This window comes from Streptomyces cinerochromogenes, assembly GCF_014648635.1.
Lineage (GTDB): Bacteria > Actinomycetota > Actinomycetes > Streptomycetales > Streptomycetaceae > Streptomyces > Streptomyces cinerochromogenes.
On record NZ_BMRM01000010.1, the window covers coordinates 114,150 to 126,794 of the forward strand.

Sequence of the window (12,645 nt, forward strand, 5' to 3'; positions counted from 1 at the left end):
CGACGGATCGCACACAGTCAGCAGATGCTTCCGGACCGTTGTCAGTGCGGTGGTGCACACTCGCGACCAGGTGGCACTCGTCTGGGGAGGACAACGTGTTCACGGGGATCGACGAGGTCGACTGGGCCTCGCTGCGGCACGCGTACGGCAGCGCGGAGGACGTGCCCGGGTGGTTGTGGGCGCTGGCCTCCGCGGACTCCGCCGAGCGGGCGACCGCGCTCGACGGGATGTTCGGCGCCGTGCACCACCAGGGGAGGGTGTACGACTCGACGCTGGCGTGCGTGCCCTTCCTGTTCGCGCTGCTGGCCCGCGAGGAGGTGCCGGACCGGAGCTGCATCGTGGAACTGCTGGTCAGCATCGGTGGGGAGTACACGGAGAACTCCGGGAACTCTTGGAACTCTTGGAACTCCGAGAACTCCGGGAAGAACCCGGGGAGCACGGCGGCCGCGGCGGGCCGGCAGGGCTCGGCGGCTGCGGGACGGGACCGGCGGGCGCGGGAGGCGGTGCGCGCGGGCGCCGAGACCTTCGCCGCGCTCTCCGGGGACCCGGACCCCGCGGTGCGGCAGGCGGCGGCCGGGGCCCTGGTGCGCTTCCTGGAGGAGCCCCCGCGGGTGCTGGAGCTGCTGCGGCGGCGGTTGCGGGTCGAGCGGGAGGACCGCGTCCTGCTGGCCCTCATAGAGGCCTGCGGTGTGTTCGCGCACCGGTACCCGGCGCACGCCGACGGCGCGGTGGACCTCCTCGCCGAACAGAGCGCGCCGCCCTACGCGCCGGTGCTGCGGCTCGCGGCGCTCGGCCAGCTCGCGCTCCGCGCCCCCGGCCGGCTCCCCGCCGACCTGGTGCCGGCCGCGGTACGGCTGCTGCAGGAGCGGTCCGCGCAGCGCCTGCGGCTCCGGGAGCACGCGGGCCCGGACACCCTGGTGCGCCGGATACGGCGGCTGCGCCCGTCCGACGAGCAGGGCGCCATGCTGCTGCGCACCCTGCACAGTGCGCTCGGTGACCGGGTGGACGACCGGATCGCCCTCCTCACCGGTCAGTTGACCAGCCCCGATCCGGTGGACCGGTGCAATGCGGTGTGGATGTCGGCGGGGCTGTTCCGCGGCTGGCGGGGTGGGTACGACGGGCCGGTGCGGCTGCTCGGCGCACAGCTGGGCAGCGAGCAGGACCGGTTGCGGGACGCGGCGGTGTCGGTCCTGGCGGAACTGTTCGCGCCGGCCGCGCCCGCCGCGGACGACCTGCACGCGCTGGTGACCGCCCGGCCCGACCTGTGGACCCACCGCTGGGAGCGCTGCTCGCCCACGCTGGGCGGCCCGCTGAAGGCACTGGCCAGGACCGGTGATCCGCGCGCGGTCCCGCCGCTGGCCCAGCTGCTGGCCGGCCCGGCGGCACCTGTGGGACTGGGCTGCGAAGTCGCGCACCTGGGCCGGGCCGCGGCACCGCTGGCACCCGCGCTGCGCCACCACCTCGGCCGCGTCCCGCTCGCCTCCCCGGCCGCCGCCCGGCTCGCCGCCCCGCTGCTGACGGCGGTCAGGGCCGTCGGAGACCGGGACGCCGTACCGGAACTGCTCCGGCTGCTCTCGGGTGCTCCCGACGGCCTGGGGGCGCGGGACGCGGTCGCGGACCAGGTGATCGAGACGCTCGCGGAGCTGGGCGCCGCGGCACAGGCGGCACCCCTGCTGCGCGCCCTGCTCCGCACCCGGCACGCGGCCGCGGCGGCGGGCGCGCTGTGGTCGGCCGACGGGGACGCCTCCACCGTACTGCCCGTGCTGCTGCGGGAGTTGGGCCGGCCGGAGCCGGACGCCCGGCGCGACGCCGTACGGCACCTGGCGCGGCTGGGCCCTGCCGCGCGTGCGGCGCTGCCCGAGCTGCGCCGGCTCGCCGGGGAGGGCCCGGTGCGGGAGCGCGTACCGGCCGCGTGCGCGCTGTGGCACATCGCCGGGGACCCGGACCCGGTCCTGCCCGTCTTCCGGACGGCGTGGGCCTCGGACCCCCGCACCCGCGTCCCCGTCGCCCGCTGCCTGACCGACATGGGCCCCGCCGCCGCGCCCCTGCACGACCTGCTCACCACCGAACTGACCCAGCCCCGCCGCCACACGGCCCGGCAGAGCGCCTACGGCCCGCATGACATCCCGGACGACGAGGAGCTTCTGCGGATGTGCCGGGAGGTGTTGGCGGGAATGTAGGCAGGGGGTGGGCGGGAGGGGAGGGCTTGGGGCGCGGGGCGGGTCGGGGCGGGAGCGGCCCGCCGACGCTCCGAACCACGACCGCCCGCCCGGGGTGCCCCGCCCCGGTCGGGCCGGGGCAGGTCAGGTCAGGTCAGGTCAGGTCAGACCATCCGCCCCCACTGCGGGCCGAGCCGTGACCACTCGGTGTCCCAGGCGGCCAGGCGGCGGCGTTCCAGTCGGCCGCGTACGGCCAGGCCGGCGACGCAGGGGACGGAGCCGGCGCTCACGCCGACCAGGAGGCCTATGAGGGTGGCCCGGAAGGCGGCCTCGGAGGCGGTGGTGGGGCGGGAGACGAGGTGCCCCTGCGGGTCGGTCCAGACGGTGACCGGCGTACCCGGCTTGCTGCCGGGCTCCACACGGACCTGGCCGGTGTGGGTGGAGCCGTCGGGTGCCGTCCAGCGGACCTCGGCCCAGACCCGCTCGCCGGCGGAGGCATGGCTGCCGTAGGCGGGTGACGACCCTGCCACCTGGTCGACGACCCGGGCCACGGCGGGCCGCCAGGTGGCCCGCTCCCGGGCGAGTCCCTGCTCCACCGAGCCGGCCGCCGCGAGGCCGGCCAGCACTCCGGCCAGGACGGTCAGCAGACAGGCACCGAGCACCACCCAGGCCTCCAGCACGTCGGCCCGGCGTTTGAGCGGGTTGCGCCGCCAGCGCCACAGCCACACCTTCGGACCACGGAACGCCTTCAAAGGCATCCTCCTCACGAGCGCACCGACCGGCCGGACCGCCCTCCCATACGGGGGAGATCGCTCCGTTGCTCACGACGAGCCGTCTCCCCGACGGTCGCACGAGACGCCCCTCTCGCGCAGGCGCATCCCGGAACGCGACCGGCCCGGCTTCCCAGCGGACCCACGACACAGGCCGTGACCTGCACGGACACGCACTCCGAGGGTGAGTGTCAGTGGTGGGGTGCAGACTGGCCGGTATCCGACGACGGCGACGACAGCCACGACGGCCAAGACGGCTGCGACAGCCACGACGACTACGACGACTACCTGGACAACGGCGTCCGGAGGTGATCGGCATGACCGAGGTTCTGCTGGCGGTGGGCACGCGCAAAGGCCTGTTCATCGCGCGGCGGCGGGGCGACGGCCCCTGGGAGTTCGACGAGAGCCCGTATTTCAACGCGCAGGCCGTCTACTCGGTCGCGATCGACACCCGTGGTGTCCGCCCCCGGCTGCTGGCGGGCGGCGACAGCACGCACTGGGGGCCGTCGGTGTTCCACTCCGACGACCTCGGCCGCACCTGGACCGAACCGGCCCGGCCCGCCGTGAAGTTCCCGAAGGACACCGGCGCCTCCCTGGAGCGCGTCTGGCAGCTGCATCCGGCCGAGGCCGAGCCCGACGTGGTGTACGCGGGCACAGAACCGGCCGCGCTGTACCGCTCGGAGGACCGCGGTGAGAGCTTCGAGCTGGTCCGCCCGTTGTGGGAGCACCCGACCCGTTCGCAGTGGGTGCCCGGCGGGGGCGGCGAGGGCCTGCACACGGTGCTCACCGACGGGCGCGATCCGCGGGCGGTGACGGTGGCCGTCTCCACGGCGGGCGTGTTCCGCACGAGGGACGGCGGGGCGAGCTGGTCGCCGTCCAACTCCGGGGTGTCCGCGGTGTTCCTGCCGGATCCGAACCCGGAGTTCGGCCAGTGCGTGCACAAGGTCGCCAGGGACGCGGCCGACCCGGACCGGCTGTATCTGCAGAACCACTGGGGGGTGTACCGCAGCGACGACGCGGGCGCGCACTGGACCGACATCGGAGCGGACCTGCCGACCACGTTCGGCTTCGCGGTGGCCGCGCACCCGCACCGGGGCGGCACGGCGTACACCTTCCCGATCAACGCCGACGCCGACCGGGTGCCCGCCGGGCACCGCTGCCGGGTCTTCCGCACCACGGACGCGGGCCGCACCTGGGAGCCGCTGTCGGCGGGGCTGCCCGGGGAGGACCACTACGGCACGGTCCTGCGGGACGCGCTGTGCACCGACGACCGCGACCCGGCCGGCGTGTACTTCGGCAACCGCAACGGCGAGGTGTTCGCGTCGGCCGACGACGGCGACAGCTGGCAGCAGCTGGCCGCGCATCTGCCGGACGTGCTGTGCGTGCGCGCGGCGGTGGTCGGCTGAGAGACGCCTGGGGGGGCGCGGGGCGTCCGCGCCGGGCTCGGGCCATCGGTTGATCACCGGGCCGTGTACGGCAGTAGGGTGACGGCCGTGGCACCACGACCCTTGCATGAAATCGTCGAACCGGGCTGGGCGAAGGCCCTGGAACCGGTGGCCGGACGGATCGCCGAGATGGGCGACTTCCTGCGCGCGGAGATCGCCGCCGGACGCACGTACCTCCCTGCCGGACCCCACGTCCTGCGGGCCTTCCAGCAACCCTTCGACGAGGTGAGGGTCCTGATCGTCGGTCAGGACCCGTATCCCACCCCGGGGCACGCGGTGGGCCTGTCGTTCTCGGTGGCGCCCGAGGTGCGCCCGCTGCCGCCCAGCCTGATCAACATCTTCCGTGAGCTGAACACCGACCTGGGACTGCCCCAGCCGTCCAACGGCGACCTCACGCCGTGGACGAAGCAGGGGGTGCTGCTGCTCAACAGGGCGCTGACCGTGGCCCCGCGCCGCCCGGGCGCCCACCGCGACAAGGGCTGGGAGGAGGTGACCGAGCAGGCGATCCGGGCCCTGGCGGCGCGCGGCAAGCCGCTGGTCTCCATCCTCTGGGGCCGGGAGGCCCGCAATCTGCGTCCGCTGCTCGGCCGCCTGCCGGTGGTGGAGTCCTCGCATCCCTCGCCCAGGTCGGCCGACTACGGCTTCTTCGGCTCGCGCCCCTTCAGCCGGGCCAACGACCTGCTGGTCCAGCAGGGCGGGCAGCCGGTGGACTGGCGACTGCCGTGACCGTCACCGGCTGTCCGGCGGTGGACTCCTGAGGCTCCGGTCTCCGGAGAACCGCCGGCATGCCGGGCCGGTCTCCCGCCGGACGGAGGACCGCTGCCCGCTCACCCTGCCGGGTGAACCGGCGGCGCTCCCTGCCCTGTTCCGGCGGGCGGCGATCGAGACCCTCAAAAGCGGATTGTTCACCCTTGCGTCCCCTTTGTCATCCCATGTTCCCGGCACGTGCCCGGATCATGTGTTTCCACCGCGCAACTCATAGACAAAAGCGGACGGATACCGCTCACCTGCACCCTCCCCGAACGGCGGAGGCGGGGAAGCCAGTAACATGCGGCGCCATGAGCTCCCCCACTGGACCCGAGTCCGGCCTGCCCGTACGAATGCCGCGACCCCGCCAGCCCGGACGGCACCGCCGCCCGGAACCGCTGGTGGCTCCCGAGGGCGCGCCCGCGCTCGTCCTCGCGGTGCCCGGTGTGCCCAGCACCACCACGCGCAGCCTCGCCGAGGAGGTCGTGAGCATCGCCCGCTCCGAGCTGCCCGGTCTCGACGCCCGGATCGGGTACCTGGACGGGGACGACTCCGAGTTCCCGGCGCTCCGTTCCGTGCTGGCCCGTGCCGCCGAGGAGCGCACCGCCCGGTACGAGCAGGCCGTCGCCGCCGGGGTCGAGGGGATCAAGGAGCCCGACGGCCCGGTCGCGGTCGTCGTCCCGCTGCTGGCCGGTCCGGACAGCTCGCTGCTGCGTCAGATCCGTCAGTCCGTGATGGACAGCCGGGTCGCCGCCGAGCTGACCGACGTCCTCGGCCCGCACCCGCTGCTCGCCGAGGCGCTGCACGTGCGGCTGTCCGAGGCGGGCCTGGCCCGCGCCGACCGCGCGCGGCTGTTCACCGTGGCCACGGCCGCGGACGGCATCATCCTGGCCTCCGTGGGCGGCGAGGAGGCCGTGCAGGCGGCCGGGATCACCGGCATGCTGCTCGCCGCCCGCCTGGCCGTGCCGGTGATGGCCGCGGCCCTGGACCAGGAGGGATCCATCGCCTCCGTGGCCGAGCAGCTGCGGTCCTCGGGCTCGCAGCAGCTGGCCCTGGCGCCGTACCTGATCGGCCCGGAGATCGACCCGGCGCTGCTGGCCGCGGCGGCGGAGGAGGCGGGCTGCTCCACGGCCGAGGCGCTCGGCGCGTACCCGGCGATCGGCAAGCTCGCGCTCGCCAAGTACACGACGGCGCTGGGCATCTCCCCGCAGCAGCCGCAGGGCGCACCGGTCCGCTGACGCCCGCAGCCGCCCGGCGTCCGACCTCCGGCGTCCGGCGTCCGGCGTCCGCACGACACAGGGCCCGCTCCCGTCCCGGGGCGGGCCCTTCGCCTTGTCCGGGGGCCGCACCGCGCAGCCCCCGGGGAGTCTTCCGCGGGAAGCCGCACCCGGCCCGGCAGCCGCGCCCGGCGGAGCCCCCGGCAAGCCTCCCCAGAGCTGCCGTTCCCAGGCGGCCGCACCGGGGCAGCCCCCCCTTCCGCGGTCAGCCGAAGACGACGCAGGAGGCCGCGGCGACCCGTACGGAACCGTCGTAGCGGGGCATGCCCGTCGTCTCGTCCACGGCGAACCAGGTCACGTCGCCGGAGCGTTCGTTGGCCGCGTAGAGGAAGCCGTCGTGGTGGGCCAGCGCGCGCGGCCAGTGCCCGCCGCAGGGCACGGTGCCGGTGAGCCGGAGCCCGCCCGCCTCGACGGCGAGAACCGAGAGCACGTCCTCGCCACGGGTGGCGGTCCACACGAAGCGGCCGTCGGGTGAGACGACGATCCCCGAGGGGTAGGCGTCGCCGGCCGGTGCGCCGGGCAGCACGGGAACCTCGGTGAGCGGCTTGAGCGAGCCGCCCGCGGCGTCCCAGCGGCACACCGTGACCGTGGGGGTCAGCTCGTTGACCACGTAGGCGTGGGCGCCATCGGGGTGGAAGGCCAGGTGGCGCGGGCCGGAGCCGGGGCGCAGGGCGATCTCGCGGTGCAGGGCGGGGCCGCCGCCCTCGAGGGTGCACACCCGCACCGAGTCCGTGCCCAGGTCCACGCTGACCGCCCACCGGCCGCTGGGGTCGGCCTGCACCTGGTGGGCGTGCGGGCCGCGCTGTCGCCGGTCGTGCGGGCCGGAGCCGGTGTGCTGGAGCCGTCCGGAGGGCGCGCCGGCGAGGCGGCCGTCCGGCCGTAGGGGGACGGCGGTGACGCTGCCGCAGCCGTAGTTGGCGGTCAGTACATGTCCGGCGTACAGGCCGAGGTGGGTGGGGCTGCTGCCGGCCACCGGGACGGGCGCACCGGCGGGTTCGGGCCGGTCACCGGTGACGCGGTAGGCGGCCACGGCGCCCTCGGCGGTCTCGCTGACCGCGTAGAGGGTGTGGCCGTCCGGCGAGAGGGCCAGGTAGGAGGGGTCGGGTAAGTCCTGCACGGCGGTGCGGAGGGTGAGGGCGCCGGTGTCCGGGGCGACCTCCGCGGTCACCAGTCCGGGGCCGCCCGCCGCCGTGAACGATCCGATGAAGGCCCGGCGCCTGCCTGCCCTGCCGTCCTGTGCCACCGCTGTCCCCTCTCGGTCGAGCCGCCCGTGGAGCCGGTCCGGGGCCGACGGTAGCAGTCGGCCGACGGCGGCGGTCTAGACCAAGAGGGGGACGGCTCGGACGGTTCGTCAGGGAACGGGCGCGTTTCCTTCCCGGCGTGTGCCGCTCCCGTCCGCCCCTCCGCTCAGGCGCCCACCAGCCGCGAGCCCGACGGCGTCCGGAGCGGTTCCGCGAGGTCGGCGAGGGCGCGTTCCAAGCCGTGCAGATGGGCGAGCGCGGGTTCGGCGGGCGGTTCCGCGGGGCGCTGGAAGGGTTCCGCGCGGCCCGCGGTGAGGGCCTCGACGGCGGTCTCCACGCGCCAGCAGGCGGCGGCGAGGCGGGCGTCGTGGGAGGCCTCGGGGTCGGCGGCGACCGCGACCAGGCCGCGGACCTCGCGGGCGCACTCGTCGAGCAGCTCCAGGACCCGGCGGGCCCGCGCCTTGCGCGCCGGCATGGGGTTCAGCGGGTGCACCAGCGGGGCCACCGACAGCCGGACCCGGCCGAGCAGCTGCTCCAGTTCGGCCACGCGCGGCGCCGGGTCGGCGGTGGCGGAGCCGGCCAGGCGGGCGGCGGCCTCGGCCGTGCAGGCGTGCACGCAGCGCAGGGCTCGCTGGATCCAGGCGTCGGTGGTGGCGTGCGTGGTGACCGGCAGCACGAAGAGGACGGCGAGGGCGGCGCCGAGCGCCCCGACGCCGGTCTCGGCGAGCCGCAGCGCGAGCAGTCCGGGACTGAGGACGCCGAGGAGGCCGTAGAGCAGTTCGGCGAGCAGGGTGACGCAGAGCATCATCCAGGTGTAGGAGACGGCGGCCGTGTAGAAGATGCCGAAGACGGCGACCGCGACGAGGACGGCCGTCGGCACGGGCGCGCCGTGGACGGGGACGGCGACGAGGAAGCCCAGGCAGATGCCGATCACGGTGCCGAGGACCCGGCGGAAGCCGCGGACCAGCGTCTCGCCGCGCGAGGCGGTGTTGACGAAGATCCACCAGGTGGCGCCGACGGCCCAGTACCAGCGCTGTCCCGACACCAGCTGGCCCACGACGAGCGCGAACCCTGCGCCCGCGGTGGCCTGGACCGCCTGCCGGGTGGTCACGCGCAGCAGCCCGGTCCCGGCGGGCGGGGCGGGCGCGGCGGGCGGGGGCAGCCGGCGCTCGTAGCACCACAGGCCGAACCGGACGACAGCCGCGGTGAGCACGGAGAGCAGCACGGCGGCGTACAGCTCGGGCAGTCGGTCCGCGGTGGCGTGCAGGAACTGGGCCACGAAGAAGGTCATGAAGGCGAAGACGCCGAGGCTGTGCCCGCGCGGGCCCCATCGGCGGGCGTAGACACCGGCGCCGACGACGGCCAGGAAGGTGAGGTCGCGGGCGACGGGGTGGGCGTGCAGCTCGGCCGCGACGGCCAGCACGGGCAGGCCCACCGCGGGCAGCAGGGCGGTGGTGACCGCCTGCCCGCGCACGGTCGGGTCGGTGACGGTGAACAGGGCGAGCAGCGCGGCGAGGCCGCCGGTGACCGCACCGGCTAGGGAGTGTCCGGCGAGTGCGCAGACCACGACCGCCAGCCCGATGCCGAGGACGGCCCGCGCGGCGAAACGCAACCGCGCCCGCCCTGGGTCCGGAGCCACGAACATCCTCTTCAGCACTGCTGCCCTCCCCTGGGTACACGGGTGCACCGGCACAGAAAAGGCGCCGCGGGGATCCGCAGCGCCATCGACACGTCCATGAGAGCATCACCGAGGTCACTGGCTCAAGTGTGCCCGGAATCACTGGTCCATTGGCACAGCGTCGACGGGACACCGACAGTCGCCGGAATGCCAACGGACCAGGTCGGACGGCCGACCCCCCTCGGGAGTGGCTGAGCCATTGGTACAGTCGTCCATCATGGCCGTGGACGAACTCGACACCCGCATCCTGCGACTGCTCCTGGAGCAGCCGCGCACCAGCGTGCGCGAGTACGCGCGCATCCTCGGGGTGGCCCGCGGCACGCTCCAGGCCCGGCTGGACCGGATGGAGCGGGACGGCGTGATCACCGGCACGGGCCCCTCCCTCTCCCCCGCCGCGCTGGGACATCCGGTACTGGCGTTCGTGCACATCGAGGTCACCCAGGGCCACCTGGACGACGTGGGGGACGCGCTGGCCGCCGTACCGGAGATCGTGGAGGCCTTCTCGATCACCGGCGGCGGGGACCTGCTCGCGCGGGTGGTGGGCCGGGACAACGCGCACCTGGAGGACGTGATCCAGAAGCTGATCAGCCTTCCGGGCGTGGTGCGCACCCGCACCGAGGTGGCGCTGCGCGAGCGCGTCCCGTACCGGCTGCTGCCCCTGGTGGAGTCGGTCGGCCGGGCGGCGCGCGCCTGACGCTTGGCATCCTGGACGCCATGAGCGATCTCGGCACCCTCTCGGTCATCTTCGATCTCGACGGAACGCTGGTGGACAGCGAACCGAACTACTACGAGGCGAGCCGACAGGTCCTGGCCGAGCACGGTGTGCCCGGGTTCACCTGGGAGGACCACGAGGGCTACGTCGGCATCAGCACCCGGGAGGCGGTGGCGATCTGGCGGGAGCGCTACGGCCTGCGCGCCCCGGCGGCGGAGCTGCTGGCCGCGACGAACCGCCGCTACCTGGAGCTGGCCCGCGCCCGCACGCGCGCGTACCCCGAGATGCGGGCGTTCGTGGAGCTGCTGGCCGCCGAGAACGTTCCGATGGCGGTGGCCTCGGGCTCCTCCCCGGAGGCCATCGAGGCGATTCTGACGGGTACCGGTCTGGCCGCCCACCTCGGCACGGTGGTCTCGGCCGACGAGGTGCCCCGCGGCAAGCCCGCCCCGGACGTCTTCCTGGAGGCGGCCCGCCGGCTCGGCGCGGACCCGGCCGACTGCGTGGTCCTGGAGGACGCGGCCCCCGGCGCGGCCGCCGCCCACGCGGCCGGCATGCGGTGCGTGGCGGTGCCGTACGTGCCCGGCCAGGCCGACGCCCCCGAGTTCACCACCGCGTCGCTGCTGCTGCGGGGCGGGCAGGCGGAGTTCACGGCGCGGTCGGCGTACGCGTGGCTGCGGGACGCGTCCCGCTGAGCAACTCCCTTACCAGGAGCACATGGCCCCGCCCCCGGCGGCGCCGCGGCGGCCGCAGCGAACCCCGGGTGGTGTTCGGCGGCCTGGACTCCGGCGTCGCCAACCCGGCCCGCCCGGACGGGACGACACTGCTCGACGCGGTGTGGGCGGGTGCACCCTTCCGGAGCAAGGGGGCGCTGGTCACCCGGGTGGGGAAGATCGTGGACGCCTGGGTGGCCGAGGGGCGGCTCGGGCGTGCGGCGGGTGACGCGGTGGTGCGTACGGCACGGCGGGCGTCCTACGCCGAGTGAGCGGCGCCCCCGCGGCGTGGAGGCGCGGTCCGGCGGGTGACGGTGCCGCACCGTTCCGGCGGGTGACGCCCGGTGGCTCGCGTGGCGGGGGGAGCCGTGACTGCATAGCGTGACCCCATGAGCACAGTCCAGGCCCCACCCGCGCCCGACGCGCGGCGGTGGAAGGCGCTCGGGGTCTGTCTGGCGGCGGGATTCATCTCGCTCCTCGACACCTCGATCGTGAACGTCGCGCTGCCCTCGCTGGAGCGCGGGCTGGGGGCCTCGGAGGCGGTCCAGTCATGGGTGGTCTCCGGGTACGCCCTCACCTTCGGACTCGCGCTGGTCCCGGCGGGCCGGCTGGGCGACATGCGCGGCCGGCGCCAGGCCTTCCTGATCGGGCTCGTCCTGTTCACGGTGGCCTCGCTGGCGTGCGGGCTCGCCTCCGGTCCCGGCTGGCTGGTGGTGTTCCGGCTGATCCAGGGGACGGCGGCGGGCATGGTCGCGCCGCAGACGTCAGGACTGATCCAGCAGATGTTCCAGGGGGCCGAGCGGGCCAAGGCGTTCGGTGTGCTCGGCACGGTCATCGGGGTGTCGACGGCGACGGGCCCCCTCGCGGGCGGCCTGCTGATCGACGCCGTCGGCACCGACGACGGCTGGCGCTGGGTGTTCTTCGTCAATCTGCCGATCGGCGTGGCCGCGCTCGTCGCGGGGATCCGGCTGCTGCCCCGGTACCCGGCGGCGGGCAGGCGCGAGGAGTTCGACCTGTTCGGGGTGCTGCTCCTCGGCTCGGGCGTGTTCGCACTCATGCTGCCCCTGGTGCAGGAGCAGCAGTGGCCCGGACGGGAGAAGTGGGCGCTGGTGCCGGTGGCCCTGGCGCTGCTGGGCGCGTTCTGGGCGTGGGAGAAACGGATGGGGCTGCTGGGGCGCGCTCCGCTGGTGGACCTGGGCCTGTTCTCCCTGCGCTCCTTCACGCTCGGCGCGCTGATCAGCCTCACCTACTTCGCGGGCTTCACCACGGTCTTCTTCCTCTACGCCCTGTACCTGCAGAACGGCGTCGGCTACAGCGCGCTGGCCTCGGGACTCACCGTCCTGCCCTTCGCGGCGGCCTCGGCGGTCGGGGCCGCCCTCGGGGGCCGGCTGGTGGTGCGCTGCGGCCGCAAGCTGGTCGTCATCGGGCTCGCGGGGGTGGCGCTGGGGCTGCTCGGGGTGATGGCGGCGGTGGAGCTGGTCCCCGGACCGAACGTGGGGTGGGCGTCGGCGCTGCCGCTGCTCGTCGGCGGTATCGGGTCCGGCCTGACGGTCTCCCCGAACACCACCCTCACCCTCACCCGGGTACCGGTCCACCGCGCGGGCGCGGCCGGGGGCGTGCTGCAGACCGGCCAGCGGGTCGGCTCGGCGGCCGGTATCGCGGTGGTGGGCTCGGTGTACTTCGCCCACCTCGCCAACCACGGCCGCACCGACACGGCGATGCAGCTCGGGCTGCTCTCCGCGGTGGGCATCATCGTGGTCGCGCTCGTCCTGGCCTTCGCCGACCTGCGGGAGCGGCAGGTGCGTCCGGAGCCCGAGAGGGCCGCCGAGGCGGTCGGGCGCGGTGCGGGAGAGGGCGGCGCCGAGGAGGCGGTGCGGCCGGGAGCCTGAGGGTCCGGGCGCGGGTC

Annotated in this window: 11 protein-coding genes and 1 pseudogene; 9 read left to right on the top strand and 3 right to left on the bottom strand. The window is 75.1% G+C overall.

Features of this window, described 5'->3' with window-relative positions; translation table 11 throughout:
- Positions 1–95 precede the first annotated feature (95 nt).
- Positions 96–2,180 carry a HEAT repeat domain-containing protein gene (locus IEZ20_RS20570; RefSeq protein WP_189300804.1) on the top strand — a complete coding sequence of 695 codons (2,085 nt, stop codon included), beginning with the start codon at positions 96–98 and terminating at the stop codon, positions 2,178–2,180.
- A 143-nt stretch (positions 2,181–2,323) separates the two neighbouring features.
- Here IEZ20_RS20570 and IEZ20_RS20575 read toward each other — a convergent pair whose 3' ends face one another.
- Positions 2,324–2,911: an Rv1733c family protein gene (locus tag IEZ20_RS20575; RefSeq protein WP_444545259.1), complete on the bottom strand. Its 588-nt coding sequence runs from the start codon at positions 2,909–2,911 to the stop codon at positions 2,324–2,326.
- Between the two features lie 174 nt (positions 2,912–3,085).
- On the opposite strand from IEZ20_RS20575, the gene IEZ20_RS20580 reads away from it, so the two are divergent.
- From IEZ20_RS20580 to IEZ20_RS20595, 4 genes are all read left to right on the top strand, one after another.
- Entirely contained in the window at positions 3,086–3,241 is a 156-nt protein-coding gene (locus tag IEZ20_RS20580) for a hypothetical protein (protein ID WP_189300808.1), read from the top strand.
- A gap of 5 nt (positions 3,242–3,246) precedes the next feature.
- Positions 3,247–4,335: a WD40/YVTN/BNR-like repeat-containing protein gene (locus IEZ20_RS20585; RefSeq protein ID WP_229896160.1), complete on the top strand. Its 1,089-nt coding sequence runs from the start codon at positions 3,247–3,249 to the stop codon at positions 4,333–4,335.
- Between the two features lie 87 nt (positions 4,336–4,422).
- Positions 4,423–5,100 (top strand): uracil-DNA glycosylase, encoded by a 678-nt coding sequence (locus IEZ20_RS20590; RefSeq protein ID WP_189300812.1) that lies wholly within the window; start codon positions 4,423–4,425, stop codon positions 5,098–5,100.
- Between the two features lie 332 nt (positions 5,101–5,432).
- Positions 5,433–6,359, top strand: a complete 927-nt coding sequence (locus IEZ20_RS20595) for a sirohydrochlorin chelatase (protein ID WP_189300814.1) — start codon at positions 5,433–5,435, stop codon at positions 6,357–6,359.
- Positions 6,360–6,603: 244 nt separating this feature from the next.
- Here IEZ20_RS20595 and IEZ20_RS20600 read toward each other — a convergent pair whose 3' ends face one another.
- Both IEZ20_RS20600 and IEZ20_RS20605 read right to left on the bottom strand, forming a co-directional pair.
- Positions 6,604–7,641 (bottom strand): lactonase family protein, encoded by a 1,038-nt coding sequence (locus IEZ20_RS20600; RefSeq protein ID WP_189300817.1) that lies wholly within the window; start codon positions 7,639–7,641, stop codon positions 6,604–6,606.
- A 164-nt stretch (positions 7,642–7,805) separates the two neighbouring features.
- The gene (locus IEZ20_RS20605; RefSeq protein WP_189300819.1) at positions 7,806–9,296 is read right to left on the bottom strand and encodes an FUSC family protein; all 1,491 of its coding nucleotides are present in this window, start codon (positions 9,294–9,296) and stop codon (positions 7,806–7,808) included.
- Positions 9,297–9,534: 238 nt separating this feature from the next.
- Between IEZ20_RS20605 and IEZ20_RS20610 the strand changes: the two genes are divergently transcribed.
- From IEZ20_RS20610 to IEZ20_RS20625, 4 genes and pseudogenes are all read left to right on the top strand, one after another.
- Positions 9,535–10,011, top strand: a complete 477-nt coding sequence (locus IEZ20_RS20610) for an Lrp/AsnC family transcriptional regulator (RefSeq protein WP_189300821.1) — start codon at positions 9,535–9,537, stop codon at positions 10,009–10,011.
- A 20-nt stretch (positions 10,012–10,031) separates the two neighbouring features.
- Positions 10,032–10,721: an HAD family hydrolase gene (locus IEZ20_RS20615; RefSeq protein ID WP_189300823.1), complete on the top strand. Its 690-nt coding sequence runs from the start codon at positions 10,032–10,034 to the stop codon at positions 10,719–10,721.
- A 53-nt stretch (positions 10,722–10,774) separates the two neighbouring features.
- Positions 10,775–11,011 (top strand): annotated as a pseudogene (locus IEZ20_RS20620) (hypothetical protein); the annotation flags it as partial.
- A 117-nt stretch (positions 11,012–11,128) separates the two neighbouring features.
- Positions 11,129–12,628: an MFS transporter gene (locus IEZ20_RS20625; protein ID WP_189300825.1), complete on the top strand. Its 1,500-nt coding sequence runs from the start codon at positions 11,129–11,131 to the stop codon at positions 12,626–12,628.
- Positions 12,629–12,645: the final 17 nt, after the last annotated feature.

Coding starts and splice junctions, on each gene's coding strand:
- IEZ20_RS20585 (WP_229896160.1), top strand. CDS start 3,247: ATGACCGAGGTTCTGCTGGCGGTGGGCACGCGCAAAGGCCTGTTCATC.
- IEZ20_RS20595 (WP_189300814.1), top strand. CDS start 5,433: ATGAGCTCCCCCACTGGACCCGAGTCCGGCCTGCCCGTACGAATGCCG.
- IEZ20_RS20610 (WP_189300821.1), top strand. CDS start 9,535: ATGGCCGTGGACGAACTCGACACCCGCATCCTGCGACTGCTCCTGGAG.
- IEZ20_RS20615 (WP_189300823.1), top strand. CDS start 10,032: ATGAGCGATCTCGGCACCCTCTCGGTCATCTTCGATCTCGACGGAACG.
- IEZ20_RS20625 (WP_189300825.1), top strand. CDS start 11,129: ATGAGCACAGTCCAGGCCCCACCCGCGCCCGACGCGCGGCGGTGGAAG.